This window comes from Arthrobacter sp. NA-172, assembly GCF_043952055.1.
Taxonomy (GTDB): Bacteria; Actinomycetota; Actinomycetes; order Actinomycetales; family Micrococcaceae; genus Arthrobacter.
On sequence record NZ_JBINOT010000003.1, the window covers coordinates 1308130 to 1333112 of the forward strand.

A 24983-nucleotide genomic window follows, 5' to 3' on the forward strand; every position below is an offset into this window, starting at 1 on the left:
CGAGTGGTTGTCTTGGCCGGCGGGTTCCGAAGCCTCCTGCCAATTTACGCTACGGGCCGGTCTCTACGGTCCCGTCGCTACGGGCCGGTCTCTACGGGCCGGTCCAGGGGCTGACGGGGTTGCCCATCCAGTAGGTGCCCGCAGGAACGGTTTCACCCCGCATGACGAGCGACGCCGGTCCCACCGTTCCTCCGGCCCCGATGCTGGCACGCGGCAAGATGACTCCGTGCGGACCCATCGTGGCGCCGTCTCCGAGCACCACGGTATCGATGCTCATGATGCGGTCGTGGAAGAGGTGGGTCTGGATCACGCAGCCGCGGTTGACGGTGGAGCTTTCGCCGAGCGTCACGAGGTCGGCCTCGGGCAGCCAGTAGCTTTCACACCAAGTACCCCGGCCGATTTTGGCACCGAGCCCGCGGAGCCACCAGACCAACGCCGGCGTGCCGGATGCAGATCGGGCGAACCATGGCGCGCTGACCATCTCGATGAAGGTGTCCACCACTTCGTTGCGCCAGATAAACGAGCTCCACAGGGGATGCTCGCCCTCTTTGATGCGGCCCACCAAGATCCATTTTGCGGCAACTGAACTTGCGGCGGCGACGGCACCCGCGGCGAGGACCACAACGCCTCCCAGGACCCGCGGCCACCCAATAGGAGGAAACCGAGGCGATCCAGTCGAGCGTCAACATGACGCCGACGGCGATTGCCACCGTGAGGATGACGGGTACAAGCCGGCACAGTTCCCACAAGGCCCGTTTGGTCTTGAGCGCCAACGGCGGGTTGAACGTGAGGCTCTGGTCTGCGTTGACGGCGGTTCGCCGCAGCCTGACCGGGGGACTCCCCAGCCAGGAGGTACCCGATTTTGCCTTGGCCGGTGTGGCCGAAAGTACCGCGACGAGCGAGTTCTTGGGGACGTTCCGGCCTGCGGCAGTCATGCCGGAATTGCCCAGGAAGGAACGTTTGCCGATCTTGGCCGGTGCAATTTTCATCCAGCCGCCGCCCAACTCGTAGGAGGCCACCATGGTGTCGTCAGCGAGGAACGCGCCTTCGCCGATGGTCGTCATGCGCGGCAGCAAAAGCACCGTGGAGGCTTCCACGTTGCGGCCGACTTTGGCACCCAGCAGGCGCAGCCACACCGGGGTGAAGAGGCTGGCATAGATGGGGAAGAGCAAATCCCGGGCCATGTCCAGAACGCGTTCAGTGGCCCAGACCTGCCAGCCGACGCGGCTACGGACGCGGTAGTACCCCTCCTGGAGGCCGACGCCAAGCATCCGGGTGGTGGCGAGGATCAGCACGAGGTTGCACAGGAACCAAGTCAGTGCGGCCAAGGGGACGGCAATCAGGAGTTCCGGCAAGGAATCCTGCAGGGAATTCCTGCCTTGGATGAAGACAAGGACAACGCAGGCACCGGCAAATGCCGAGACATACGGGATCAGGGCCAGCAAAGCTGAAGCCGCGGCGAACGCAGTGAACCAGAGCCGGCCGATCAGATGGTGGGACGAGGGGGTCTCGGGCCATTCTCGTTTGGCTTTCCCACGACGTTCCGCGGGGGAGCCGGCAACCAGGTGCCCGGCCTTGACCTTGCCCAGGACGGCGGAACCTGGCTCCACGCGCGCTCCGGCGCCGATGCTGGTTCCCGGCATGAGCGTACTGCGGGAGCCCACGGTCGCACCTGCTCCCACATGGACGGCGCCGATGTGGACGTAATCGCCGTCAATCCACCAGGCGGAGAGATCCACTTCGGGCTCGATGTTGCAGCCGCTGCCCAGCGAGAGCAGTCCGGTGACGGGAGGCAAGGAGTGCAGATGGACGTTGTTCCCGATCTTCGCCCCCAGCGCCCTGGCATAGTGGGGAACCCACGGGGCGCTAGCGAGGCTGATGGCTCCTGAGAGGTCCTGGATCTGTTCAGCCAGCCACAGCCTCAGGTGCACTTTGCCTGAGCGCGGGTAGGTTCCGGGCTGGACGCCACGCAAAAGGGACCGCGCGGCCACGATCGAGATGGCCATGCGGCCTTGCGGGCTGACGAATACCAGCCAGGAAGCCAGGATCCACCACCAGGACACCACGGGGGCTGCTGAGAATCCTGCGAAGTCGGCCAGCAGGTGATTGGCCGCCATCAGGTAGGTGAGCCAGCGCATGCCCACCAGGATGTTCAGGAAAATGCCCATCAGAGTCTGGAAAACTTGCGATTTCCGGGTGGTGGGGCGGACGGTGCGTTCGGCTGCCGGCCCTGGGACCCAGCCTTCAGGCAAGGATTGCCGCGCGGTATCGATCAGGGCGCCCACCCGAGGGGTCGCATAGATCTCGGCCACCGTGATGGTGGGGTAACGCACGCGCAGCGCCGAGACGAGCTGGGCCGCGGCGAGGGAACCGCCACCATAGGCGAAGAAGTCGGCGTCGAGCGAGGTGACCTGGGAACCCAGGATGCTTTCCCATTGCTCAACCACCCATTGTGCGTCCTCCGGGAGGTTCAGTGGTGCCTTGTCGGCATCTGCGGCGCCTGCGCCGGCCAAAGGCCAGGGCAAAGAATGCCGGTCCACTTTTCCGCTGGTCTTTGTCGGGAGCGAATCCACCACCGTCAGCAGCGGGATCAGCGCCGCTGGGAGGGTATCGGTGAGTATTTCGCGGGACGCCGCGAGGTCGATGTCCTCAGATCCGGCCGGGGCCAGGTAACCGACCAGTATCTGGTTCCCGGCCGCCGTCGTACGGACTGCCGCGGCGGCCCCGCCGACGCGGGGGAGCGCCTGCAGTGCGGCGTCGATCTCACCGAGTTCGATCCGCCGGCCGCCAAGCTTGACCTGTTCGTCCGCGCGGCCTTGGAAGATGAGCCCCGCTTCTTCGTAGCGGACCAGGTCGCCGGAGCGGTACGCACGTTCCCACCCCAAGGACGGCATGGGCGCATACTTTTCGGCGTCCTTGGCCGGGTCGAGGTAGCGGGCCAGCCCGACGCCGCCAATGATCAGCTCGCCCGTCCCGCCTTCTTCCACCGGAACCCCCGCGGAGTCCACGACCGCGAGATCCCAGCCGTCCAACGGTAATCCGATCCGGACGGGGCCACCACCGCCCAAGGGAGCAGCACAGGCTACGACCGTCGCTTCGGTGGGGCCGTAGGTGTTCCACACTTCGCGGCCGTCGACGGCGAGCCGTTCGGCGAGTTCGGGCGGGCAGGCTTCGCCGCCGAAGATGAGCAGGCGCACGTTCTCCAGAGCTTCCGCGGGCCAGAGGGCGGCAAGCGTCGGAACGGTGGAAACCACTGTGATTCCGTGGTTGATGAGCCACGGGCCCAGGTCCATGCCCGAACGAACCAACGCACGCGGAGCCGGAACGAGACAGGCCCCGTGCCGCCACGCCAGCCACATCTCCTCGCAAGAAGCATCGAACGCTACGGAAAGGCCGGCCAAGACCCTGTCCTGTGGCCCGATGGGTTCCTGCTGGAGGAAGAGCCGTGCCTCGGCGTCAACAAACGCTGCGGATGAACGGTGCTGGACCGCGACTCCCTTGGGTGTGCCAGTGGAACCGGAGGTGAAGATGACCCAGGAATCGTCCTCCAGCCCTGGTGCGCGCGGAGAAGGGTGCGGCGTGGTCCGCTCCGCGGGAACTTCGATCTTGCGGCCCTTGGTGATGACAGCGGAAACGCGGGCTTCTCCGAAGACCAGCCGTGCCCGCTCCTCGGGATCGTCTGCGTCCACCGGAACGTAGGCGGCCGCAATGGAGAGGATTGCAAGGATGGAGATGTAGAGATCATTGGTGCCGGACGGGATCCGGACACCGATCTTGTCTCCGGGGCCAAATCCCGCCGCATTCAGCGTGGCGGCAAAGCTCCGCACTTGCGCCATCAGCTCGGCGTAGCTTAGCGACTTGCGCCCGTCATCAAGGGCGGAGGCTTCCGGGAAGGTGCTTGCAGTGGCATCGATAATCTCGATGAGCGTGCGCGGTGGCGGTACTGCTGGGCCGCCTTGCAGCTGGGGCAGATACACCGCCTGGATTTCCAGGCGGTCCGCCGGAAGTTCATGTTCCTGGGTCACGTTCAGAGCTTCTCGGATTGAGGTGAACAGAAAGTGCTAGCGGTCGCATGGCCGTTGCTATGGCTTACCCCAATGTTAATCGAAAAGACACTTCGCCGTTGATGCAATCATGGGACCAACAGTAGCTTGCCCGTGGTCTTTCGGCCTTCAAGGTCGCGGTGAGCTTGGGCGGCTTCGGCAAGCGGGTAACTCCCGCCGACCCGGACCTTGAGCGTTCCGTTGGCGGCAGCGCCAAAGACCTCCGCCGAACGCCAGCGCCGTTCCTGCGGGTTTTGCAGGAAGTGACCAAGCGTGGGACGCGTCAGGGACAAGGAGCCGCCCGCGTTCAGGCGTTGGGGATCAAAAGGCGGCACCGGTCCGGAGGCCGCCCCGAAGAGCACAAGCGCGCCGCGGAGGCGCAGGCTCGCAAGGGAATCGTCGAACGTATCCTTGCCGACGCCGTCGTACACGACGTGGACGCCCTCGCCCGCTGTCAGTTCGCGGACCTTGTCGGCAAATCCGGCGTAGCGCAGGACCTCATCCGCGCCGGCTTCCCGGGCCAGGACTTCCTTCTCGTCGGAGGAGACTGTGGTGATGACGCGGGCGCCGCGGGCCTTGAGCAATTGCGTCAGGATGAGGCCCACCCCGCCGGCGCCGGCGTGGGTCAGAACCGTATGGCCGGGTTCCACGCGGAAGGAAGAGTTGATCAGGTAGTGCGCGGTCATCCCCTGGAGCGGCAGGGCAGCCGCCGTGTGGTCGTCGACGCCGTCCGGCACCGGAAATGCCTTGCTGGCGTCTATCAGGGTGTACCCGGCATAGCAGCGCGAGCCTTCTGCGGTGGCGACCCTGTCTCCGATCGCGAAGTCCTCGACATCTGCGCCGATAGCCTCAACAGTGCCCGCAGCCTCGGCGCCGGGAGTGAACGGGTACTCGACGTTGTAGATGCCACCGCGTTGATAGGTGTCAATGAAATTCACTCCGGCCGCCGCAACCTTGACAAGCAACTGGTGTGGCCCGGGCGCGGGAACCTGCGCCTCGGTCAGTTCGAGGACCTCGGGGCCTCCGGCTTGCCGGGCAATGATCGCGTGCGTCATGGGTCTCCTTCTCCGTCGAGGTACTTTCGTACCGCTTCTCAACCATCCTAGGGAGAGGAGTCGGTGGGATGTCCAGTCAGCGTCCCTGATTGGCCTCAGCCACGCCCTGGACGGTACGCCTGACGTTTGGTCCGCCAGCGTATGCTGAATAAAGGGTGATCCAGACCGTGCAGACCGAACGTCGGCTGCAGCGTTGCCCGTTACTGATACGGGGCACAACCCTTTATGGCACCCACATCCACCGCTGAGCGCCCGAAACCCCGGCTCATTCGGCCAAATCCCGTTGTTCACAGTTATTCGGAACTGCTCAAAAGCGTCCGTGCCGAGGGCTTGCTTGAACGCCGAAGCGGGTTCTATATTTGGCTGTTCGTGGCACTGATGATCCTCATGGCCGGCACATGGCTGGGCTTCGCGATGCTTGGCCACTCCTGGTACCAGCTGCTTATTGCTGCGGCCGTAGGAATCTTTTGCACCCAACTGAGCTTCTTGGCCCACGAAGCCGGGCACAAGCAGGTTTTCGCCTCGCGCCGGGCAAACGACTGGTCTGCCCGGCTCATTGCTACAGGCATCGCAGGCATTAGCTACTCGTGGTGGGAGCAAAAGCACGGCGCACACCACAACAACCCCAACGTGATTTCCAAAGATCCTGACATCCGGAACAACGCAATCGTTTTCCACGCTGAGGCCGCCGCTGCCCGACGGGGACGGCTCGCCTTCCTGACGCGCAAGCAGGGCTGGCTCTTCTTCCCGCTGCTGACCCTGCTCGGAATCAGCTTGCAGTTCGACTCCATCCGCTTCGTCCGTGGGACGCGAGAACGTGCGGCACCGCTGGGTGGAAACACCCATTCTGTTGAGCCGCCTCTTTGCCCTGCCCGTCCTCGCATTCACTTTCCTTCCCCTGGGGATGGCCTTTGCGTTCATCGCTGTCCAGATCATGGTTTATGGCTTCTACATGGGTGCTTCCTTCGCCCCGAACCACAAAGGCATGCCTGTCCTGCCCGCCGACAGCCGGGTCGATTTCCTCAGTCGGCAAGTCCTGACGTCCCGAAACATTTCCGGCGGACGCTTCATGGACTTCCTGCTCGGCGGCCTCAACCGCCAGGTGGAGCACCACCTCTTTCCTGACATGGCCCGCCCCCAGCTGCACCGCGCAGCCGCGATCGTCCGCACGTTCTGCGCTACGCATTCCATCCCATACACGGAAACAACCCTGGTGCAGTCCTACGGCATAGTCGTGAGGTACCTCAATGAGGTCGGGCTCGCCGCGGGACGCGGATTTGATTGTCCGGTGGCTTCGGCTCACGGCCGAGGCTGAGCGTCCACAACCCTGCCGCTCAACGGCCGACGGCGACTTCCGCGCGGGGTCGGCAGGAAGCAGGCGTGCATAATTATCGGCAACTATGAATATTTTTGCTGTATAGTCTTGCCATGACTATTTCTGTTGCTGTCTCCGGTGCCAGTGGCTATGCCGGGGGAGAGGTCCTGCGCCTCTTGGCCGGCCATCCAGATGTCACCATTGGTGCCATCACCGCGCACAGCAACGCAGGTTCCAGACTAGGTGAGTTGCAGCCGCATCTCCATGGTTTGGCCAGCCGGATTCTTGAAGACACGAGCGTGGAAAACCTCGCAGGCCATGACGTCGTGTTCTTGGCGCTCCCGCATGGAACCTCCGCAGAGATCGCCGCGCAGCTGCCCGAAGGCACCCTGGTGATCGACGCCGGGGCGGACCACCGGCTCGAAGATGCCGCGGCCTGGGAAAAGTTCTACGGCTCGCCCCATGCCGGGACGTGGCCCTATGGGCTGCCCGAGCTCCCGGGCCAGCGCGAAGCCCTCAAGGGCGCCAAGCGCATTGCCGTGCCCTGGCTGCTACCCGACGTCGGCCCTGCTCGCCCTTACGCCCGGGTTCGCCAATAAGCTTCTCCAGCCGGAAGACGTCGTCATCGTTTCGGCTTCAGGTACGTCGGGCGCCGGCAAGGCCGCGAAGGTCAACCTGATCGGCTCCGAAGTCATGGGCTCCATGAGTCCCTACGGCGTGGGCGGCGGCCACCGCCACACCCCCGAGATTGAGCAGGGCCTCTCCAACGCCGCAGGTGTTCAGGTCACAGTTTCCTTCACTCCCACCCTCGCGCCCATGAGCCGAGGCATCCTCAGCACCGCGACAGCCAAGGTCAAGGCAGGCGTCACTGCGGCGGATCTCCGCAGCGCCTGGGCCGAAGCCTATGACGACGAACCATTTGTGCACCTTTTGCCTGAGGGTCAGTGGCCCACTACCAAATCGGTCCAGGGTTCCAACCACGCCGTAATGCAATTGGCGTTCGATGAACACTCCGGCCGCGTGATTGTCACGTGCGCCATCGACAATTTGACCAAGGGGACCGCCGGCGGCGCCGTACAGTCCATGAATATCGCCCTCGGCCTGGACGAATCCGCCGGCCTCAATGTCCAAGGAGTTGCCCCGTGACCATCACAGCCCCAGGGATTCCGTGCCGCCGGTGTCAAAGCCGGCATCAAAGCATCGGGCAACCCCGACCTCGCTCTGGTCGTCAATGACGGCCCGCTCAAGGCCGCCGCAGCTGTTTTCACCTCCAACCGCGTCGCCGCGGCCCCCGTGCACTGGTCCCGCCAGGTTGTTTCCGACGGGCGCGTGGATGCAGTGGTGCTGAACTCCGGCGGGGCGAATGCCTGCACCGGGCCCCAGGGGTTCCAGAACACCCACGCAACCGCTGAAAAAGTGGCGGCTGTCCTCGGGATCTCCGCTTCCGACGTCGTGGTCTGCTCTACCGGCCTCATCGGTGAGCAACTGCCCATGGACAAGATCGTCCCTGGCATCGACGCAGCATTCGCTGCGCTCTCCGAAAACGGCGGTTCCGCCGCCGCGACGGCCATCATGACCACCGACAGTGTTGCGAAGGAAGCAGTCTTCACCGGCACCGATGCCCAAGGCAGGACCTTCACGGTGGGCGGGATCGCGAAAGGTGCCGGCATGCTGGCACCGGGACTTGCAACCATGCTTGTGGTACTCACCACGGATGCCGAGGTTCCGGCCGAAGAGCTCGACGTCGTGCTCCGCGACGCCACGCGCGTCACTTTTGACCGCGCGGACTCCGATGGCTGCATGTCCACCAATGACACTGTGGTCCTGCTGGCATCCGGGGCTTCCGAAGCAATGCCGTCCGCGGAAGAGCTCGGTGCCGGAGTCACGCAGGTTTGTGCCGAGCTGGCCCGCAAGCTGATCGGCGACGCCGAGGGTGCCAGCCACGACATCGCCATCCGTACGTTCAACGCAGCGAGCGAGCGCGACGCAGAAATCGTCAGCCGTTCCGTAGCCCGCTCCAACCTCTTCAAGACCGCCATCTTCGGCAAGGATCCCAACTGGGGCCGCGTTTTGTCCTCGGTGGGCACCACGGATGCCGTCTTCGAACCGGACCAGCTGAACGTCTCCATGAACGGCATCCAGATTTGCCGCAACGGCAGCATCGGCGATGACCGCAACCTCGTCGACCTCGAGCCGAGGGAAGTGCTGGTGGAGATCGACCTTCAGGCCGGAGACGCGGAGGCCACCATCTGGACCAACGACCTCACGCACGAATACGTGCATGAGAACAGCGCCTACTCGAGCTAAACGGGGATGACCATGACCGCGCACACCCGCGAAAACACGTCGATCGGCGCCGAATCGGCAAAAACAGCCCAGGACAAGGCCGCAACCCTCATCGAGGCGCTGCCCTGGATCCAGCGCTTCGCCGGCACCACCATGGTGATCAAGTACGGCGGCAATGCCATGGTCAACGAGGAACTTCGCCGGGCCTTTGCAGAGGACATCGTTTTCCTGCACCATGTTGGCATCCACCCGGTCGTCGTGCACGGGGGCGGCCCTCAGATCAACTCGATGCTCAGCAGGCTCGGCATCGAATCCGAATTCAAGGGTGGCCTGCGAGTCACCACCCCTGAGGCCATGGACGTGGTCCGCATGGTGCTCACTGGTCAAGTGGGCCGCGAGCTGGTGGGCCTCATCAATTCCCACGGCCCTTACGCGGTGGGCATGTCCGGTGAAGACGGCGGGCTCCTGCGCGCCGTGCGCACCGGCACTGTGGTGGACGGCGAAGAAGTGGGCCTGGGTCTGGTGGGCGAAGTGGTGGGGGTTGATCCCACCGGTATCGAGGACATCCTCGACGCGGGCCGCATCCCCGTGATTTCCACGGTGGCCCCTGAGATCATTGACGACGGCAACTCCTTCCAGACCACCGGCCAGGTGCTGAACGTCAACGCGGACACAGCCGCTGCTGCCGTGGCCTCCGCGCTGGGCGCGTCCAAGCTCGTCATCCTGACTGACGTCGAAGGCCTGTACGCGAACTGGCCGGACAAGTCCTCGCTCATCTCCTCGCTGACGGCCACGGAGTTGCGGGAAATGCTGCCGCGACTGGAGTCAGGCATGATCCCGAAAATGGCCGCCTGCCTGAAAGCCATCGACGAAGGAGTGGAACGCGCGCACATCGTTGACGGGCGTCTCCCGCACTCGATGCTCCTTGAAACCTTCACGACGGCGGGCATTGGAACCCAAGTTGTCCCCGATGAGGAAGTGAACTCATGAACGAAGCAGAATTGATCGAAACGCCCGCAGAAGCGCTCGTCTCCCACAGCACCGGGGCGGATTGGCTTGCGCGCTACTCGTCCTCTCTCATGGGCGTCTTCGGTACCCCGCAGCGCGTCCTGGTCCGCGGCGCCGGCGCCCTTGTCTGGGACGCTGACGGCAAGGAATACCTGGATCTTCTGGGCGGTATCGCCGTCAACGCACTGGGCCACGCCCATCCTTTTGTCACGTCCGTCATCTCCAGCCAGCTCGCCACCCTGGGCCACGTCTCGAACTTCTTCACGAGTCCCACCCAGATCGCGCTCGCCGAGAAACTGCTGGCCATCACCAAGGCTCCTGCCGGATCCAAGGTGTTCTTCGCCAACTCCGGCACCGAAGCCAACGAGGCGGCGTTCAAGCTGGCGCGGCGCAACAACGCTGCTGACGCCGTGGGTTCCGCCGGCGCTAAAACAGGCAAGCGCACCAAGATCATCGCCCTCGAGGGGGCCTTCCACGGCCGCACCATGGGTGCCCTGGCGTTGACCGCCAAGGAAGCCTACCGGGCACCGTTCGAGCCGCTGCCCGGCGGAGTCGTCCACATCCCGTTCGGCGACATCGAGGCCCTTCGCGCCGCCGTCGACGAAACCACTGCTGCCGTCTTCCTCGAACCCATCCAAGGCGAAGCCGGCGTCCGCCCGCTCGGCGTCGAATACCTGCGGGCAGCCCGTGAAGCGACCACGGCTGCCGGCGCGCTGCTGATCCTTGACGAAGTCCAGACCGGCATCGGCCGGACGGGCAAGTGGCTCGCCAGCGAGGACGCCGGAATTGTTCCCGACGCCGTGACCCTCGCCAAGGGCCTGGGCGGCGGCTTCCCGGTGGGCGCGCTCATCACGTTCGGGGAGCCGACGTCGTCGCTCCTGACAGCGGGTCAGCACGGCACCACCTTCGGCGGGAATCCGGTGGCCACGGCCGCCGCCCTCGCCACCCTGCATGCCATCGAGAGCCAGGGCGTGCTGGAGAACGTGCTCACCATTGGCGAGCGGCTGCGGACTGGCCTGTCCGACGTCGACGCCGTCACGGAAGTCCGCGGCGAGGGCCTCCTGATCGGGTTCGACGTCGACGCCGACATCGCGCCGGCCATGGTGACAGCGGCACTCGACGCAGGATTCATCATCAACAGCCCCGGCCCGCGGACCATCCGGCTGGCGCCACCGCTCATCCTGACGCCCGAGCAAGCCGACCGTTTCCTCGACGCGCTGCCCGGCATCATCGAAACCGCAGCAACCCTGACCGCGAAGGACGCACAGTGAACGCACCCAGCACTTCCACGACACGGCACTTCCTCAAGGACACGGACCTGACACCCGCCGAGCAAGCCGAGGTGCTTGAACTCGCCGTCCGGATGAAGGCTGCACCGTACAGTGTCCAGCCGTTCGCGGCCGAGGGCAACGGACGCAAGACTGTCGCCATCATCTTCGACAAAACGTCCACCCGCACCCGGGTCTCCTTCGCCACTGGCGTAGCAGACATGGGAGGGAACGCGCTCATCATCAACCCGGGTGAGGCCCAGATCGGGCACAAGGAATCCGTCGAGGACACTGCCAAGGTCCTTGAGCGCATGGTCTCCACCATCGTGTGGCGGACCGGCGCCCACTCAGGCCTGGTCGCCATGGCCGAAAACTCCAAGGTTCCCGTCATCAACGCCCTGTGCGATGACTACCACCCCTGCCAGCTCCTGGCGGACCTCCTGGCGGTCAAGGAGCACAAGGGTGAACTCAAGGGCCTCACCATGGTCTACCTCGGCGACGCCGCAAACAACATGGCCAACTCCTACCTCCTGGCCGGCGTCACGGCGGGCATGCACGTGAGGATCGCCGGACCGGAGGGCTACCTGCCTGCCGCTGAGATTGTCGCCGCGGCAGAAGAACGTGCTGCCGAAACGGGTGGCTCCGTGCTCATCACCAGCGACGCCTCGGAGGCTCTCAAGGGGGCCGACGTTGTCGCAACCGATACGTGGGTATCCATGGGCCAGGAAGCCGAAAAGGAAGCCCGGATGCAGCTCTTCCGCGACTACTCCGTGGACGAGTCAGCCATGGCGCAGGCCGCGCCGGACGCCGTCGTGCTTCACTGCCTCCCCGCCTACCGCGGTTACGAGATCTCCGCCGGCGTCATCGATGGGCCGCAGTCCATCGTCTGGGACGAAGCCGAGAATCGCCTGCACGCCCAGAAGGCGCTCATGGCCTGGCTTATGCACCGGTCCGGACTCGCATTCGTCAGCGGTCTTTCCCCCGTTGAGGGAACAGGGGAGAGTACGTTCTAGTGTCCACGAACCCGGTGCCGCAAGGCGCCAGCCCCGCCACCAAGACAGCCCGGCAGGCGCGGATTACCGCGATCCTCACCGGCGAGTCCGTGCGCTCGCAAGCGGAGCTCGCGGCGTTGCTGGCGGACGACGGCGTCCAGGTCACCCAGGCGACCCTGTCCCGGGACCCTGGTGGAACTGGGGGCGGTCCGGGTGCGCGGCAAGGAGGGCGCACTGGTTTACGCGGTGCCCGGCGAGGGCGGTGACCGCAACGCCAAGAGCGGTGTCACCCAGGAAACCCTTGACGCGCGCCTGTCCAGGCTCTGTGGCGAGCTGCTGGTAACCGCAGAGGCTTCAGGCAACATCGCGGTGCTGCGGACACCTCCGGGTGCCGCCAACTTCCTGGCCCTGGCCATCGACCACTCGGTGATGCCGTCTGTATTGGGTACGATCGCAGGCGACGACACTGTACTGCTGATCGCAAGGGACCCCGACGGCGGGGCGGCCCTGGCGGCGCGATTCCTGGCCTTTGCGGAAGAAGCCGGCACCGGCAACTGAGCCACCCAAGCATTGACCATCATCAACAAGAACCAAGCAACAACAAAGGAGCACTCTCGTGACTGAGCGCATTGTTCTGGCCTACTCCGGTGGCCTTGATACTTCCGTAGCCATCGGCTGGATCGGTGAAGCCACCGGTGCCGAGGTCATCGCCGTAGCTGTCGACGTCGGACAGGGCGGCGAATCGTTGGAGACCATCCGCCAGCGCGCCCTCGGCTGCGGCGCAGTCGAGGCCTACGTGGCCGATGCCCGCGACGAGTTCGCGAACGAATACGCCATGCCTACGCTGAAGGCCAACGCCCTCTACCAGGGCCACTACCCGCTGGTTTCGGCGATCTCACGCCCCGTGATCGTCAAGCACCTCGTCAAGGCTGCCCGCGAGTTCGGCGCCACCACCGTTGCCCACGGTTGCACGGGCAAGGGCAACGACCAGGTCCGCTTCGAAGTCGGCATTCAGACCCTGGGCCCGGACCTGAAGTGCATCGCACCCGTCCGCGATCTTGCCCTGACCCGCGACAAGGCCATTGCCTTCGCCGAGGAAAAGGGACTGCCGATCGAGACCACCAAGAAGAACCCGTACTCGATCGACCAGAATGTGTGGGGACGCGCCGTCGAGACCGGTTACCTCGAGGACATCTGGAACGCTCCCACCAAGGACATCTACGACTACACCGCCACCCCGGAATTCCCGCCGGCACCGGATGAAGTCACCATCACCTTCGAAGCCGGCGTGCCCGTAGCGATCGACGGCGTCAAGCGCACCCCGCTGCAGGTCATCCAGGAACTGAACCGCCGTGCCGGTGCGCAGGGCGTCGGGCGCATCGACGTCGTCGAGGACCGCCTGGTGGGCATCAAGTCCCGCGAAATCTACGAGGCCCCCGGTGCCATGGCGCTCATCACGGCGCACAAGCACCTCGAAGACGTCACCATCGAACGCGAGCAGGCCCGCTTCAAGGCCACGGTCAGCCAGCGCTGGTCCGAATTGGTTTACGACGGCCAGTGGTTCTCCCCGCTCAAGCGCTCCCTGGACGCGTTCATCGAGGACACCCAGCGCTACGTCTCCGGCGACATCCGCATGGTCCTCCACGGTGGCCAGGCCATCGTCAACGGCCGCCGCTCGGACACCTCGCTCTACGACTTCGACCTCGCCACCTACGACACCGGCGACACCTTCGACCAGTCGCAGGCCAAAGGCTTCATCGAGCTGTGGGGCATGTCCTCCAAGGTTGCCGCAGGCCGCGACCTGCGGGTTGCAGGAAAGTAGCCCCTGTGGCTGAGCAAAAATCGGAAGCGACCAACACCGGTGCGCTGTGGGGCGGCCGGTTCGCCGGCGGCCCGGCAGACGCCCTTGCCGCACTGAGCAAGTCCACGCACTTCGACTGGCGGCTGGCCCGCTACGACATCGCCGGCTCCAAGGCGCACGCCCGCGTGCTGCACAAGGCCGGGCTGCTGGACGACGGCGAACTCGAAGGCATGCTGGCAGCGCTCACCCTGTTGGATGACGACGTCGCGAGCGGTGCCTACCAGCCCGCTGAATCCGACGAGGATGTGCACGGTTCCTTGGAGCGCGGGCTCATTGAGCGCGCTGGAACTCACTTGGGTGGCAAGCTCCGGGCGGGCCGTTCGCGCAATGACCAGGTGGCCACGTTGGGCCGCATGTTCCTGCGCGACCACGCCCGCATTATCGCCCGCGGTGTGCTCGCTACGATCGACGCCCTCGTCGAGCAGGCGAAGGCCCACCGAGGCGTCGCTATGCCCGGCAGGACCCACCTGCAGCATGCCCAGCCGGTCCTGCTGAGCCACCACTTGCTGGCGCACGCCTGGGCCCTGCTGCGCGATGTGCAGCGATTCCAAGACTGGGACAAGCGCGCCGGCATCTCGCCATACGGCTCCGGTGCCTTGGCGGGTTCCTCGCTCGGCCTTGATCCTGAGGCTGTTGCCGCGGACCTCGGCTTCTTCTCGGCGGTTCACAACTCCATCGACGGCACCGCCTCGCGCGATGTTTTCGCTGAGTTCGCGTGGATCTGCTCGATGATCGGCGTGGACCTTTCCCGGGTCTCCGAGGAGATCATCCTCTGGGCCACCAAGGAATTCTCCTTCGTCACGCTGCATGATTCGTACTCCACGGGGTCTTCGATCATGCCGCAGAAGAAGAACCCGGATGTCGCCGAGCTCGCCCGCGGCAAGGCAGGACGCCTCATTGGCAACCTCGCCGGGCTGCTGGCCACGCTGAAGGGGCTGCCGCTCGCGTACAACCGCGATCTGCAGGAGGACAAGGAACCGGTCTTCGACGCCGCGGACACCCTGGAAGTACTCCTCCCGGCCGTCTCGGGCATGATCACCACGCTCACTTTCAACACCGAGCGCATGGCATCCCTGGCGCCGCAGGGCTTCGCGTTGGCCACGGACATCGCCGAGTGGCTCGTCCGCCAAGGCGTGCCTTTCCGGGAGGCCCACGAGCTCTCCGGCGCAGCCGTGAAGCTGGCTGAAGGCCGCAGCGTCGAGCTGTGGGACCTGACGGACGAGGAGTACGCCGCCATCTCGGAGCACCTGACTCCCGAGGTCCGCACCGTGCTCAGCACCGAGGGGTCGCTCAACAGCCGCAACTCGCAGGGCGGTACTGCACCGGCCGCCGTCGAACGCCAGTTGACGGCACTCGAAGCGGAACTCGCGGCAGTCCGGGCGTACACAGGCTAGACACCAACGCTCGCTCACCTTTGGCCCGTTTTCCAGCCATAGTTGAGCGAGCGTTGTCCGTTAAGATTCATTAACTCTGTCGGATATCATGGCGCTATGACCGAGATCACTACCTCAGCGCTTCTTGCCGAGCTCCACAAATCAGCCGGCATTGTCACCGAAGTCGTCGCCAAACTCGACGACGCCGCTGTAAAAGCTCCTTCCGAGCTGCCCGGGTGGTCCCGCGGCCACGTGCTTGCACACATCGCGGGCATCGCGAACGCCATGGCCCGCCAACTGGAATACGCCGCCCGTGGCGAGACCGTCGATATCTACGACGGGGGCTACGAGGGCCGCACGAAGGCGATTGAGCTGGCTGCCGGCCGCGGAATCGCTGAACATCGCGACGCCACGGAAGCCGCCCTTGGCCGTGCCCTGAGGGCCTTCGATGGCCTCGTGGAGTCGGGCTGGAACACGCGGATCAGCTTCCGTAATGGAACAGTGCTCGACGGCGGTCTGGCGCTCTGGCGCGAACTGGTCATCCACGCCACGGACCTGGGAACGGGCCGCGGCCCGGAAACCCTGGAGCCGGCCGTTCTGCGAGCATCTTTTCGACTTCCTCTCGGCCAGAGTCCCGGCAGATCAGAAGTTCGTTCTGCAACCACTGGCCCTGCCCCAGATTGTCATCGGCTCGGGGCGGCAATCGGTCGCCATCAACGGCATGATCACGGACATCGCCGCATGGCTCGCCGGCCGGACGCCTACCCTGGGGAGCTTGCGGGCTTCTGCTGACGCGGACGGTGTTGACCTGCCGGAGCTGCTGCCTTGGCCGTCGAGCGTTCCGGCGGCGCACTAGGCGCACTGGGCGCACTGGGCGCACTAACGGTCCTGCGTTTGCTTGCCGCCGCCCGCCAAAGGTGCATGGTGGCGTAAGAGCGCCACGGGCTCACGTTGCGGAAGTCGGCGGCCAGGTCCTCTGCAGTCTCGAGAAGCTTGAGCCCGTTGCGGACGGCTGCATCGTTGGCCAGGAATACGTCAGGGTCGCCGATGACCCTCATGGCCACGTAGCCCACTGTCCAGGGCCCGACGCCGGCCAGCGGCAGCAGCTTGTCCGCCAGCGTTTGGGGGTCGTCGCCGTAGTCGAGGTCCAGTTCCCCGCTGGCCATGGCGGTGGCCGCGGCCAGCACGGAATCTATGCGGCGCTTCGGACCACGCAACAGCTCCGCGCCGGAGCGCGCAATTTCTTCGGGCGTCGGAAACAGGCGGACCAGGCCCTGTGCGTGTCCCGCGTGCCCCTCCGGCAGCTGGGTTCCGGCGTCGGACAACTGGGTCAGCGCTGTCCGGGCGGCCGCCACGGTGATCTGCTGGCCGATCATCGCCCGGATGAGCAGCTCCTGGGGGTCCACCGCCCCGGGGACCCTGATCCCGGGGATATCACGTACGGAGCCGGCGATCCGGGCATCGGAGGCCAACGCTTCGTCGACGGCCACGGGATCGGCGTCGAGGTCGAAGAGTCGCCTGACCCGGCTCAGGAGGACCGGAAGATCGTGCAGATCCAGGGCGCTGACTGCAAGGCGCAGCGCCCCGCCGCGCGCCCCGGCGTCGTACTCCACCGTGAACGCGGCATTGCCGCGGGGCAGACGGAGTGTCCGGGAATAGCTGGATACGTCCCCATCCACGCCCGCCAGCTCGATTCCGGGAACCGCGCGGGCGGCGAGGAAATCGAAGATGCCGGTGTCAAAGGGCTCCCGGAAGGGGAGGCTGAGGCTCAGGGAGGTCGCCCCGGCCTGCTTGGCGTGATGGCCGGGATGCCTCGCCGCTGTGGCGCGAAGGGCTGTCGGGGTCAATGCGAAGACTTCGTTGATGGTGTCGTTGAACTGGCGGACGCTGTTGAATCCGGCGGCAAATGCCACGTCCGCGAGCTTCATCGGGGTGGAGACCAGGAGCGTGCGGGCCGTCTGGGCGCGGCTTGCGCGCGCCAAGGACAAGGGGCCGGCGCCGAGTTCATGGCTGAGGATTCTGTTCAACTGGCGCGACGAATAGCCCAGCCTGTGGGCGAGTCCTTCGACACCGATGCGCGAGATTGCGCCGTCGTTGATCAGCCGCATCGCCCGGCCGGCGACGTCCGATCGCAGGTTCCATGCGGGCGTGCCCGGAACGGCTTCAGGGAGGCAGCGTTTGCACGCGCGGTACCCGGCCTCATGCGCCGCGGCCGAGGTTTCATAGAACGTCACGTTCTCGGCCTTGGGGGTCCGCGCCGGGCACGACGGCCGGCAGTAGATGCCCGTCGAGCGGACGGCGGTGAAGAATTGACCGTCGAAACGGGGATCCCGCGCATCGATGGCACGGTAGCGTTGCCAAAAGTCCATGCCTTCATCCTCGCAGCCTCGGGAGACTGTTCCTAGCGGGAATCGGACACGGGTGCGGTTGATGTGGCGGGCGGATTTGCTAGGGTCTGGGCATGACAACGCAGGATGCCGCCGTCCGTGACTTCCTCTCCGGAGACGCGCGGGACGTAGCGCCCTTCTTCCTTGGCGCTGTGCTGAGCCATCACTCACCGGAAGGCACGGTGTCCGTGCGGTTGAGCGAAGTGGAAGCGTACCTCGGCCCGAGGAACTCCGCCCAGCCGGATCCTGGATCGCACACCTTCGGCGGCCCGACCGCGCGGAACGCCCCCATGTTCGGTCCGGCCGGCCACCTTTACGTGTACTTCACATATGGCATGCACTATTGCGCCAACATCGTCTGCGGTCCCGACGGCGTAGCGTCCGCGCTGCTGTTGCGGGCGGGTGAGGTGGTGGCCGGGCATGATCTGGCGCGGTCCCGCCGTCCGGCGTCGAGATCGCTGGCGGACCTCGCCAGCGGGCCGGCCCGGCTAGCCTCCGCTTTGGGGCTGACGACGGCGGACAGTGGCCGGGATGCACTGGCCGAGCCTTTTGGGCTGGAACTTCCGCACACGCCGGTGGTGCCGTCGGCGGTGGCAAGCGGCCCCCGCGTGGGCGTATCCGGCGACGGCGGTTCGGCCGACTATCCTTGGCGGTTCTGGCTCGCGGGGGATCCGACTGTCTCCCGCTACAAGCCGGGCCGTAGCCGAGCGGTCTAACCCACCCGACCAGCTCGGGGCACCCTAGGCCACGTGTTCGCTCCGGGTCGGCTCGGCAACATACACGCAGTGGTTGTCAGCCAGTTCGAATGGCGCCAAGCGGTCAAGCAACGATTCGCGGACATGGGGCCATTCCTCGATCAGGATCGAGAAAACGGCCGTATCGCAGCGGCCGCCGTCGGGGGCGAAGCGGTGCCCGCGCAACGTCCCCTCGTAGCTGGCGCCGAGCCGCTGGATGGCTGAGGCGCTGCGCGTGTTGCGGGCGTCGCAGCGGAAGCCCACCCGATGGACTCTCAGCACGTCGAAGGAGTAGGCCAACAGCAACTGTTTCGCGGCACGGTTGACGTGGCTTCCCCAGAACGGGCGCCCGTAGAACGTCCCGCCGATTTCCAGGCGCTGCTGGCGGGGGATGTACTCGCTCAGGGACGTGGTACCGAGGAGCGCCCCCGTCCGTTGCTCGACGACGGCGAACGGTATGGTTGCCGGATCTTCGAGGCGCGCAGCGAAGAGTTCGGCCAGTTCGGCGGCGGTCAAGGGCTGCGCGGCAGCCATGCCGGACCACATGCCGGAGTCCACAAAATCGAAGAGCGGCCCAGCATGTGCGGGGGACAGCGGGACCAGGCTGATGCCGTGTCTGGTAAGGGCAACGTCGTGCTGCATTGCAGCATTGAAGCACCACCGGGTAGGGACGGAAAAGCTCAGCAGGTTAGCGCCGGGTGAACATTGTGTGACGCACCGGGGTGCGGGCAGTTTCACGCGCGTCCAGCAAAACCGCTGTAGAATGGACGGTCCGTCTTTTTCGATAGGGGAACGTTCCGATGCACGACGCTGATTTGCTCCACGAGCGGGAGTACGTGGCCGGTCTCTACACGCGTCTGGATGAGCTGCGGGAAGAAAAGCGCCAACAGCTCGCCCAGGTCCGGCGCGCCGGGGCGGTGGGCACCATGCAAAACGTTTCGGAAAGAGACGCCTTCGCGGCACTGTACGAGGACCGGCTCGCCCAGCTCGACGCCGTCGACGATCGCCTGGTGTTCGGGCGCCTCGACTTGGACTCCGGTGAGGCGCAGTACATCGGCCGTATCGGTCTGTCCACGGCCGATCTCCAACGGCTTATGGTCGACTGGCGAGCCCCGGAAGCCGGCCACTTCTACCAAGCGACAGCTTTCGACCGGCAAGGCGTCCGCCGTCGTCGTCACCTGATCCTGCAAGGCCGCGAGGTCAAGGCAATCGAAGACGATGTCCTGGACGCCAGCATGCTCGCGGACAATGCTTCCCTCCAGGGCGAGGGTGCGCTCCTTGCGGCACTGAATTCCAAGCGCACAGGCCGCATGTCGGACATCGTGGGCACCATTCAGTCTGAGCAGGACCGCATCATCCGTTCATCCATCTCGGGCGCCCTGGTTGTCCAAGGCGGTCCCGGTACCGGCAAGACCGCCGTCGCGCTCCACCGCGCTGCCTATTTGCTGTACACCCACCGCGACCGCCTGAAGTCCGCGGGCGTGCTGTTGGTTGGCCCGTCGTCGTCGTTCATGCACTACATCGAGCGGGTCCTGCCTTCCCTCGGTGAGACCGGTGTGGTCATGGCCAGCCTCGGGCGGCTCATGCCCGGCATACACGCCGTGCCTGAACAAGATCCCGATATTGCCGCGCTCAAAGGCAAGCTGGACATGGCAGAGGTGGTCGCAAACGCTGTAGCCAATCGCCAGCGCACGCCAGCTCAAGACCGGATCCTGGAAGTCGATTCCCGCAAGCTGACACTCACGGTTCGTCAGGTGCGCCGCGCCCGGGACAGGGCTCGCGCCACAGGGAAGCCGCACAATGAGGCCCGCGTGACGTTCGTGAAGATCCTGCTGCGCGAGCTCACGGAGCAGCTGACGGAGATCGTCGAGGAGTCGAACATCGGCAACAATGCCGACCGCTCCTACCTCGCCGAAGACGTCCGCTCGGCAAGAGACGTCAGGATCGCCCTGAACCTGTGCTGGATGCCCGTGACACCCGAGAAACTCGTGTCCGAGCTCTTCAGCAAGCCCGCCATCCTCGAGGCTTGCACGCCGCACCTCACGCTGGCTCAGCGTGCTCTGCTGCTGCGGCCTGCGGACGCTCCGTGGACCGAGGCCGATGTTCCGTTGCTCGACGAAGCCGCGGAGCTCTTGGGCGAGCTGGATCCAGCCGCCGGCAGGGGACTGGCGCAGCAGGAACACGACCGCGCCCGCGATATCGCCAACGCCAAGCAGACCCTGGTCAACATGGAGGCCATGGGCGTTGACGTGATGATGACGGCCGAGGAACTGGCCGATCAGAACCAGGAAGCGCGAGACCCGGTTGACGGCTGCGGAACGTGCCACGAGCGATCGTTCGTGGGCTTTCGGGCACATCGTCGTGGACGAGGCCCAGGAACTTTCGCCCATGCAGTGGCGGCTGCTGGTCCGCCGTTGCCCGCTGAAGTCCTTCACAATCGTCGGCGACATCGCCCAGACGAGTTCTTCGGCCGGCGCGAATTCGTGGCAAAGTGCCCTCGCGCCGTCGTTCGGGGACCGCTGGCAGCTCGAAGAACTGACCGTCAACTACCGGACCCCGTCGCAGATCGCCGAAGCGGCGGTCCGCATGGCGAACCGCGCCGGGCTGGTTGTTTCGGCTCCCAAGGCCGTCCGCGAAGGCAAATGGTCGCCCATCGTGGATCGTGTTGACGAAGCGGAAATGATGGACCGACTGGTGGAAATCCTTCCAGAGGAACTGGAAGCGATCGACGGCGGCCTACTCGCAGTCATTGCCGACGGCGAGCTCCTGCCGCGGGCCGCCGCCGCCCTCCGCGGGGTGTACGGGCACCGCGTGGGCACCGGAGCGGGCAGTTACTCGCAGGACATCGTGGTCATCAGCCCCAAGGAAGCGAAGGGCCTCGAGTTCGACGGCGTCGTGGTGCTGGAGCCTGCTGCCATGCTCAACCACGAGCACGGCAAGGTGGGCGATCTCTACGTTGCCATGACCCGTCCGACGCAGCGCTTGCGGCTCATCGCCGCCGCGCCGCTGCCGGCGGGGATCGAGCGCTGAGGAAGCACGCCGGAATCCTGCTAACTTAGAACTCGTGTCACACGTAAACAACCTCGAGTCCCAGCACAACGACCCGGGCTTTGCCAATATCTGGCAAGAGCTCACATGGCGCGGCCTGATCCACGTTTCCACTGACGAAACGGAATTGGAAAAGCTGCTCGCGGGGGATCCGATCACGTATTACTGTGGCTTCGACCCCACGGCGCCGTCATTGCACTTGGGTAACCTGGTCCAGCTCTTGCTTATGCGTCGCCTCCAGCTTGCGGGCCACAAGCCGCTCGGCCTGGTAGGCGGCTCTACCGGCCTGATCGGTGACCCGCGTCCGACGGCGGAACGCACCTTGAACACCAAGGACACCGTTTCGGAGTGGGTCGGCTACCTTCAGGCGCAAGTCCGCCGCTTCCTCAGCTTCGAGGGCGACAACGCCGCACGCATGGTGAACAACCTCGACTGGACCGCGCCGCTGAGCGCCATCGATTTCCTGCGCGAAATCGGCAAGCATTTCCGCGTGGGCACCATGCTTCGTAAAGATGCGGTTGCCTCGCGCCTCAACTCAGATGAAGGCATCAGCTACACCGAGTTCAGCTACCAGATCCTGCAGGGCATGGACTACCTACAGCTCAGCCGCGATTACGGCTGCGTGCTGCAGACCGGCGGCTCGGACCAGTGGGGCAACCTGACCAGCGGCACGGAGCTGATCCGCAAAGTCGACGGGAAGAGCGTCCACGCTTTGGGCACGCCGCTCATCACAAATTCGGACGGCACCAAGTTCGGCAAGAGCGAAGGCAATGCCATTTGGCTCGACGCCCACATGTGCAGCCCTTACGCGTTCTACCAGTTCTGGCTCAACACTGCAGACGCCGACGTCGTTGATCGCCTCAAGATCTTCACTTTCCTTAGCCGCACCGAGATTGAGGAACTTGGAGCCGCTGTTGCCGAGCGCCCGTTCGCACGCGAGGGCCAGCGCAGGCTTGCCTACGAAGTGACTTCGCTGGTACACGGGGTGGACGCGACCGAGAAGGTCATCGCAGCCTCGGCTGCGCTGTTTGGCAACGGTGATCTCTCGGTTCTGGACGAAATGACTTTGGCGTCTGCAACCGCCGAGCTGCCGTCTGCCTCGATCAGCGCGGATGGCCTTGGCATCGTCGACCTTCTGGTGGCGACCGGGCTCTCCGAGAGCAAGTCCGCTGCTCGACGCACCGTTGGTGAGGGTGGCGCCTACGTGAACAACAGCAAGGTGACTGATCCGGATGCTGTGATCGATAAGGCGGAATTGCTTCATGGCAGGTACCTTCTGCTGCGCCGCGGGAAGAAGAACCTGGCCACTGTCGAAGTGACCATCTGACGGTTCCTCGATCCCTTCGCGGGGAAGGTCCGCTCCGCTCCGATCCACTCTGCGGGCGCCCTGAGACTGACTATTGCACGCTCCTCCGGAGCCGACTTGCGCGGCTCTGGGGGAGCGTGTATCGTTTTCTGAGTCGCCGCCGCTGTTGCGGACAAATTGCGACAAAATCCCATTGAATGTGAATAATCCGGTTCAGACGAAAGTCGGAAATCGGAAAATTTATCGACTCTGTGGGAATATTCGATTCACTTGGGTGAATTTCGGGAAAAATTCCGGATTTGCAAAGTGAAAATGAATGAAATACAGTAAGAACATCGCAGCGAAGAAAAGCGAAACATGAAATTCAATTGAATTTGTTTCGTGAGTATTTCGGATTGTGTCTGTTGTTTGAGAACTCAATAGTGTGCCAAGTTTGTTGATACCGGTTTATTTTATATGAATTGGTTGATTTGCCGGGCTGCCCGCACCCCCGTGTGTGGTGGTCTGGTTTTTTGGCTGGTTTCAAATTTTGTGCAGCTGTTTCTGCCGTTATTTCCGGTGGTTGTGGTTGTGTCTGTTTTTGTTTTACTTCAACGGAGAGTTTGATCCTGGCTCAGGATGAACGCTGGCGGCGTGCTTAACACATGCAAGTCGAACGATGATGCCCAGCTTGCTGGGTGGATTAGTGGCGAACGGGTGAGTAACACGTGAGTAACCTGCCCTTGACTCTGGGATAAGCCTGGGAAACTGGGTCTAATACCGGATACGACTAGTCTGACCGCATGGTCAGGTTGGTGGAAAGCTTTTGTGGTTTTGGATGGACTCGCGGCCTATCAGCTTGTTGGTGGGGTAATGGCCTACCAAGGCGATGACGGGTAGCCGGCCTGAGAGGGTGACCGGCCACACTGGGACTGAGACACGGCCCAGACTCCTACGGGAGGCAGCAGTGGGGAATATTGCACAATGGGCGCAAGCCTGATGCAGCGACGCCGCGTGAGGGATGACGGCCTTCGGGTTGTAAACCTCTTTCAGTAGGGAAGAAGCGAAAGTGACGGTACCTGCAGAAGAAGCGCCGGCTAACTACGTGCCAGCAGCCGCGGTAATACGTAGGGCGCAAGCGTTATCCGGAATTATTGGGCGTAAAGAGCTCGTAGGCGGTTTGTCGCGTCTGCTGTGAAAGACCGGGGCTCAACTCCGGTTCTGCAGTGGGTACGGGCAGACTAGAGTGATGTAGGGGAGACTGGAATTCCTGGTGTAGCGGTGAAATGCGCAGATATCAGGAGGAACACCGATGGCGAAGGCAGGTCTCTGGGCATTAACTGACGCTGAGGAGCGAAAGCATGGGGAGCGAACAGGATTAGATACCCTGGTAGTCCATGCCGTAAACGTTGGGCACTAGGTGTGGGGGACATTCCACGTTTTCCGCGCCGTAGCTAACGCATTAAGTGCCCCGCCTGGGGAGTACGGCCGCAAGGCTAAAACTCAAAGGAATTGACGGGGGCCCGCACAAGCGGCGGAGCATGCGGATTAATTCGATGCAACGCGAAGAACCTTACCAAGGCTTGACATGGACTAGTAAAGCGCAGAGATGCGTTCCCCTCTTGAGGCTGGTTCACAGGTGGTGCATGGTTGTCGTCAGCTCGTGTCGTGAGATGTTGGGTTAAGTCCCGCAACGAGCGCAACCCTCGTTCTATGTTGCCAGCGCGTGATGGCGGGGACTCATAGGAGACTGCCGGGGTCAACTCGGAGGAAGGTGGGGACGACGTCAAATCATCATGCCCCTTATGTCTTGGGCTTCACGCATGCTACAATGGCCGGTACAAAGGGTTGCGATACTGTGAGGTGGAGCTAATCCCAAAAAGCCGGTCTCAGTTCGGATTGGGGTCTGCAACTCGACCCCATGAAGTCGGAGTCGCTAGTAATCGCAGATCAGCAACGCTGCGGTGAATACGTTCCCGGGCCTTGTACACACCGCCCGTCAAGTCACGAAAGTTGGTAACACCCGAAGCCGGTGGCCTAACCCTTGTGGGGGGAGCCGTCGAAGGTGGGACCGGCGATTGGGACTAAGTCGTAACAAGGTAGCCGTACCGGAAGGTGCGGCTGGATCACCTCCTTTCTAAGGAGCGCCTTTATCGCCCTTTTCCTGCCGCATGGTGGGTGGGGGGTGTATTGGAAGCAAAGCCCATTGCGCAGGCGTCTGTTCTGCGGTGGGTGCTCATGGGTGGAATATCAACGAATCAAATTTTTTTGGCATGGCCTTTTCCGTGGTTGTGTCCTGGTGCCAGTACGGCGTCCTGTGTGTCCTGT

General features: G+C 64.2%; 11 protein-coding genes, 1 rRNA gene and 6 pseudogenes. 14 read left to right on the forward strand and 4 right to left on the reverse strand.

Translation table 11 applies throughout. The features are described 5' to 3' along the window. Window positions 1–91 precede the first annotated feature (91 nt). Together ACF0H6_RS20300 and ACF0H6_RS20305 are read right to left on the reverse strand one after the other, a co-directional pair. A pseudogene (locus tag ACF0H6_RS20300) lies at window positions 92–3992 on the reverse strand (Pls/PosA family non-ribosomal peptide synthetase). Window positions 3993–4132: 140 nt separating this feature from the next. Next, on the reverse strand, window positions 4133–5098 hold the full coding sequence (locus tag ACF0H6_RS20305) for a quinone oxidoreductase family protein (protein ID WP_395251223.1): 966 nt from the start codon (window positions 5096–5098) through the stop codon (window positions 4133–4135). A 225-nt stretch (window positions 5099–5323) separates the two neighbouring features. Here ACF0H6_RS20305 and ACF0H6_RS20310 point away from each other — a divergent pair. The 10 genes and pseudogenes from ACF0H6_RS20310 to ACF0H6_RS20355 all read left to right on the forward strand — a co-directional run bounded on the left by ACF0H6_RS20310 (window position 5324) and on the right by ACF0H6_RS20355 (window position 15993). After that, window positions 5324–6413, forward strand: a pseudogene (locus tag ACF0H6_RS20310) (fatty acid desaturase family protein). A 113-nt stretch (window positions 6414–6526) separates the two neighbouring features. Continuing rightward, window positions 6527–7559 (forward strand): annotated as a pseudogene (argC, locus tag ACF0H6_RS20315) (N-acetyl-gamma-glutamyl-phosphate reductase). A gap of 9 nt (window positions 7560–7568) precedes the next feature. Next, a pseudogene (argJ, locus tag ACF0H6_RS20320) lies at window positions 7569–8720 on the forward strand (bifunctional glutamate N-acetyltransferase/amino-acid acetyltransferase ArgJ); the annotation flags it as partial. A gap of 12 nt (window positions 8721–8732) precedes the next feature. After that, window positions 8733–9689: an acetylglutamate kinase gene (gene argB, locus ACF0H6_RS20325; RefSeq protein ID WP_395251224.1), complete on the forward strand. Its 957-nt coding sequence runs from the start codon at window positions 8733–8735 to the stop codon at window positions 9687–9689. Next, window positions 9686–10978 carry an acetylornithine transaminase gene (locus tag ACF0H6_RS20330; RefSeq protein WP_395251225.1) on the forward strand — a complete coding sequence of 431 codons (1293 nt, stop codon included), beginning with the start codon at window positions 9686–9688 and terminating at the stop codon, window positions 10976–10978. The genes argB and ACF0H6_RS20330 overlap by 4 nt, the downstream gene beginning before the upstream one ends. Next, window positions 10975–11988, forward strand: coding sequence for an ornithine carbamoyltransferase (gene argF / locus ACF0H6_RS20335; protein ID WP_395251226.1), 1014 nt, complete (start codon window positions 10975–10977; stop codon window positions 11986–11988). Before ACF0H6_RS20330 ends, argF begins: the two co-directional genes overlap by 4 nt. Further along, window positions 11988–12525 (forward strand): annotated as a pseudogene (locus ACF0H6_RS20340) (arginine repressor). The gene argF and the pseudogene ACF0H6_RS20340 overlap by 1 nt, the downstream one beginning before the upstream one ends. Before the next feature lie 58 nt (window positions 12526–12583). Further along, window positions 12584–13789: an argininosuccinate synthase gene (locus tag ACF0H6_RS20345; RefSeq protein WP_395251227.1), complete on the forward strand. Its 1206-nt coding sequence runs from the start codon at window positions 12584–12586 to the stop codon at window positions 13787–13789. Between the two features lie 5 nt (window positions 13790–13794). Further along, window positions 13795–15222, forward strand: a complete 1428-nt coding sequence (gene argH / locus ACF0H6_RS20350) for an argininosuccinate lyase (protein WP_395251228.1) — start codon at window positions 13795–13797, stop codon at window positions 15220–15222. Window positions 15223–15318: 96 nt separating this feature from the next. Further along, window positions 15319–15993: a maleylpyruvate isomerase family mycothiol-dependent enzyme gene (locus ACF0H6_RS20355; protein ID WP_395251229.1), complete on the forward strand. Its 675-nt coding sequence runs from the start codon at window positions 15319–15321 to the stop codon at window positions 15991–15993. Here ACF0H6_RS20355 and ACF0H6_RS20360 read toward each other — a convergent pair. Next, window positions 15963–17570, reverse strand: coding sequence for an AlkA N-terminal domain-containing protein (locus ACF0H6_RS20360; RefSeq protein ID WP_395251230.1), 1608 nt, complete (start codon window positions 17568–17570; stop codon window positions 15963–15965). The genes ACF0H6_RS20355 and ACF0H6_RS20360 overlap by 31 nt on opposite strands. 92 nt (window positions 17571–17662) lie before the next feature. Here ACF0H6_RS20360 and ACF0H6_RS20365 point away from each other — a divergent pair, with 92 nt between their 5' ends. Further along, a complete protein-coding gene (locus tag ACF0H6_RS20365; RefSeq protein ID WP_395251231.1) occupies window positions 17663–18304 on the forward strand; it encodes a DNA-3-methyladenine glycosylase in 642 nt (213 codons plus the stop codon). A gap of 24 nt (window positions 18305–18328) precedes the next feature. On the opposite strand, the gene ACF0H6_RS20370 is transcribed toward ACF0H6_RS20365, so the two are convergent. Further along, window positions 18329–18964 (reverse strand): GNAT family N-acetyltransferase, encoded by a 636-nt coding sequence (locus ACF0H6_RS20370; RefSeq protein WP_395251232.1) that lies wholly within the window; start codon window positions 18962–18964, stop codon window positions 18329–18331. A gap of 158 nt (window positions 18965–19122) precedes the next feature. On the opposite strand from ACF0H6_RS20370, the pseudogene ACF0H6_RS20375 reads away from it, so the two are divergent. The 3 genes and pseudogenes from ACF0H6_RS20375 to ACF0H6_RS20385 all read left to right on the forward strand — a co-directional run bounded on the left by ACF0H6_RS20375 (window position 19123) and on the right by ACF0H6_RS20385 (window position 24792). Continuing rightward, window positions 19123–21352: pseudogene (locus ACF0H6_RS20375) on the forward strand (AAA family ATPase). 34 nt (window positions 21353–21386) lie between these two features. After that, window positions 21387–22697: a tyrosine--tRNA ligase gene (tyrS, locus tag ACF0H6_RS20380; protein WP_395251233.1), complete on the forward strand. Its 1311-nt coding sequence runs from the start codon at window positions 21387–21389 to the stop codon at window positions 22695–22697. A 569-nt stretch (window positions 22698–23266) separates the two neighbouring features. Further along, window positions 23267–24792, forward strand: a 16S ribosomal RNA gene (locus ACF0H6_RS20385). Window positions 24793–24983 lie beyond the last annotated feature (191 nt).